The organism is Cognatishimia sp. (assembly GCF_964229375.1).
In the GTDB taxonomy this organism is placed as follows: Bacteria; Pseudomonadota; Alphaproteobacteria; order Rhodobacterales; family Rhodobacteraceae; genus Cognatishimia.
Genome location: NZ_CAXREH010000062.1, coordinates 1 through 3,548, shown reverse-complemented (window position 1 = coordinate 3,548; position 3,548 = coordinate 1). Strand labels below are relative to the sequence as shown.

Annotated in this window: 3 protein-coding genes; 2 read left to right on the top strand and 1 reads right to left on the bottom strand. The window is 58.7% G+C overall.

What is annotated here, in order from left to right; all coding sequences use genetic code 11:
- Window positions 1-675: hypothetical protein (locus tag ACEQWH_RS04880; protein ID WP_370228593.1), on the top strand; the 675-nt coding region annotated here is incomplete at its 5' end.
- A gap of 4 nt (window positions 676-679) precedes the next feature.
- Entirely contained in the window at window positions 680-1,699 is a 1,020-nt protein-coding gene (locus tag ACEQWH_RS04875; RefSeq protein ID WP_370228592.1) for a hypothetical protein, read from the top strand.
- On the opposite strand, the gene ACEQWH_RS04870 is transcribed toward ACEQWH_RS04875, so the two are convergent.
- Window positions 1,691-3,548: AMP-binding protein (locus ACEQWH_RS04870; protein ID WP_370228591.1), on the bottom strand; the 1,858-nt coding region annotated here is incomplete at its 5' end. The genes ACEQWH_RS04875 and ACEQWH_RS04870 overlap by 9 nt on opposite strands.

Genomic DNA, 3,548 nt, shown 5'->3' with positions numbered 1-3,548 from the left:
GTGATCCTTTACGGAGTGTTTCGGCCAATAGATGACTATCTGGTTGCATGGCACGGTCAGCGCCTGAAATTTGGTCATGCGTTGCAACCACTAAGAACAGAAGGCGCATCGGAACACGCAGGCACCATCCATTTTGACTATCGTAAAGTTCTAAACGGATGGCGCGCAGCCTTTCCACAGGCAAAGGTGATCCTGCGTGATTATCAAGATCTGTGCAGGTCAAGCGGTATAGTGCCTGATTTTCTGGCGCGCACGGGTTTGCCGCAGGGTCGGCATTGCGGCGCGCGCCGGATGAACGTCTCGCTGCATCCGGCTTTGTATGAGATACAGCGGCGCGGAAACCTGGAGCTGCCACCCAAGCGGGCAGCGCGACTAAGGGCCTTTTTGGTCTCGCAAACCCCATTATTGAACCTGCCCGGTCGTCGCGAGATCGAGATGTTTGGTGCTCAGCGTCGTCGCGATATCATACAACAGTTTGATCCGGTTAATCGTGCGTTGGGGGACTGGGTTGGGCGCGCTGAATTCTTCCAGGATCTGAAACGCCGAACACGCGTGCGGCCAATTCCCGAGCTTGAGGCCTTCAAGTACGCTCTTGATCGTCTGTGTGATACGCTGCCAGAGGATACGCCGCCTGACATCGTGGACTTTCTGTCCAGCCTGAATGACGAAAGATAGTCAGATGGCGGAGCGTATTGTTGTTCACATCGGGGATAGCAAAACTGGATCGACTGCGTTGCAAGTGGCTTTGCGGCAAGCCGCGCGGGACGAAAACCTGCTTTTTCCGGGCGAGGCCCTCAATCACAACGGGTTGGCCCGTGCGCTGTCGCGGCGCAAACTCAGCCATTTGTTCGAACCTCGGTTTCGCGCGGTTTGGGACGAAATTTCTGCCTCCAGCGCGCAAATCGCCGCCTTGTCGGCCGAGCTTTTTCAAGCGGTGCCTCCAAGCGATTTGCTGCGCGCCATAGAGATGTTTTGGCCCGCCCCGCGCCCGCCGATGTCTTTTCATGCCTATTGCCGCCCGCATATTTCGCGGCTGGTGGCGATGTATTCCGAGCGCATTAAAGTCGGGAAACCCGTTGGGACGATCGATGCCTATGCCGCACGCATTTGTCGGGGACGGCGGCTTGACTATGCGCCCCGGTTTGCGGAATGGGAGCGGGTGTTCGCGCCGCATTTTCATCTGCGCCCCTATCCAGCGCGCGGCGATGTGGTGGCGGATTTCTTTGCGCAAGCGCTGCCGGGCGTACCGCCGCCCGCTGGTGGCGAACGCCTGAATGCCACTCTCACGGCGGCTCAGGTCAGCCTTCTGCAACGGGTTCCGAGTTTGGCCCAGTCGATGAACATCACGCATCCCCTTTCATCGCAGACCCACCGGCTGATCTGTATGAAACTGCGACAATCCGGAGTCGGTGCCAGCTCACCCTTGCCGCGCATGTCAGCGGATTTGGTTAGGCGCGTGCAAAATCGATTTGCCGAGGATGCGCGAAAAATGGATCGTTACTTCTTTGGTGGCACGCTGTTTCAGAACGCGTTGCGAGATGCGGTGGCGTCAGATCAGCAAGACGAAATGGAACCCCTTCGCCGATCTGACATAGACAAGTTTGACACCATGGCACGCGCGATTTTGGAAGAGGCCCATGGCGATCCACAAGGCCACCACAATCGTGCACAGGAAGAGCTGCGGCGCGTGTTACCGTAGATGCAGCGCAAGGTGGCGAGCCAACTGGGAAGAAAACGCATGCCGCCCGCCGCGTTCGTTTAGATGCGAGAAATTGCGAAAATGCGAAGGCTCCAGCACGAACTGATCGTCTGAAATCAGGACAACTCGGTGCAAGTCCTGCAACCGCGAGCGCAGCGCCGCCAGATGCCCCCGACCTTTTGCAAGGTGCGAGACCTGACCGTCCAAAGGGTGCAAAACAACTGCAACGCGGTCGCTGACCTGCAGCAGATGCGCAATTGAGGCCAACCAGATGTCCACCGCCTTGGGATCAAGCGCGACATTGCCTGCAAACACCTCGCGCATTTCGGAATGTCGTTGGCTTTCCCACCGAGCGGGCGCGTCGCGTGGACGCCATGGACCCTGCCGCTCTGTCAGCGTTCCGGCCCGTTGTGAGGCCCAGATCGTGTCGGGATCATCCGAGTCGCCAACCTCGTGGCGCCGACGTCCAGATTTGAAAGCGTCCAAAACCTCGATGTCTCCGGCAGGCGGGAGGACGGACAGGTGCATCACCTCAAGCTCTAAGACGGCGATGGGAAACGTCGTTTGACCTGATTTCGCGACCTCGATGATATGCGCGCAGATCTCACAAAGGCCCAGATTGCTGAGCATCGCCAAGCCAATATTCGCAGCGCGAACGTCGTGCCCCAGATCCAGAAGCGTTGCGTCGACCACCTGACTGTCCAATCCGCGCATGAAACCGGAGGATCCGCTCATCGGCACGATTGGCCGATGAGCGGCCTGAAGAAATGCAGGAAATTTTTCTAGAAAATCCAAGGCCCGCTTGGCGCGGTGTGGCAGGGGGCCTGTGCCTTTTGGGTTTGAAGCACCGGCTGAAAGGGGCAGTCTGCTCTGTGTTTTGCGCAAATACGCGACCATTTGGCGGAGGGTCATACCCGACAAACTCGCGACATCCATTTGGGTGAGAACAAGGTCAAATTCAGTCTCAATCCGCGCGATGAAAGCCGTGAAGGCCAGCGAATCCAAACCGGCCTCCATCAGGGTCGCGCCTTGGCTCAGATCAGACAGCGCTAGGGTAGGGTTTACGTCATGGACACAAGCGACCAATCGATCAAAGGCCCTTGTTGGTCGGCGCGACTGACGAGAAAGGGCGTTGGTCACATGTTTCGCCAAGGCGGCCACATCCTGTTTACCGGCAGGCGTCAAAGGTAGATGCGGCAGGGTCACGATGTGCGGCGCGATATGTTTGGGAAGGGCGGCCGTGATGCGGGTTTTCACGTGATCGGCCACAGGGCCGCTTTGGGTCAGAACCGCTACCAACCCGTCTGGATTTGCGACCTTGTATGGCCATGGCAAAACGCTGGTTTCTGCCTGCGCAATCCTGGCAATGACGCCCTCGATCCACGGGATGTCCACCAGCTGGCCGTGTAATTTCACCTGCCCGTCCCTGCGCCCTAAAAACCGCAGGGTTCCATCCGCGCCACGCCGCACCAGATCGCCGGTTCTATAGACGCGATTTGGCCGACGGGCTGCACCGAGATAGCCGTCAAAAACCTGCGCTCCGCCAAGGCAAAGTTCACCGGATTGCAAGACGGCGCAGGGCATGTGGCCTATGGGCTTACCGATGGGCACGACCTCTCCATCATCTTCCATCGCGGTATCCGGCAAAACATAGCGCGCGGCCGCAATCGTCGTTTCGCTGGGGCCATACCAGTTTTCCAGGCGACCAGCCGTCAAGCCCGCCCATTTGCGCGCCAGCCCCCATGTCAGCGGCTCGCCACAGAACATGGATAGGCGCAGATGCGGCAAGGTGCGGCCCGGATCGGGTCTCAGCATGGCTTTTCGCGCATGCGACGGGGTCGAGAACCAG

Bases quoted from the DNA above. Each gene is read 5' to 3' on its own strand.
- ACEQWH_RS04875 (WP_370228592.1), top strand. From the start codon at position 680: ATGGCGGAGCGTATTGTTGTTCACATCGGGGATAGCAAAACTGGATCG.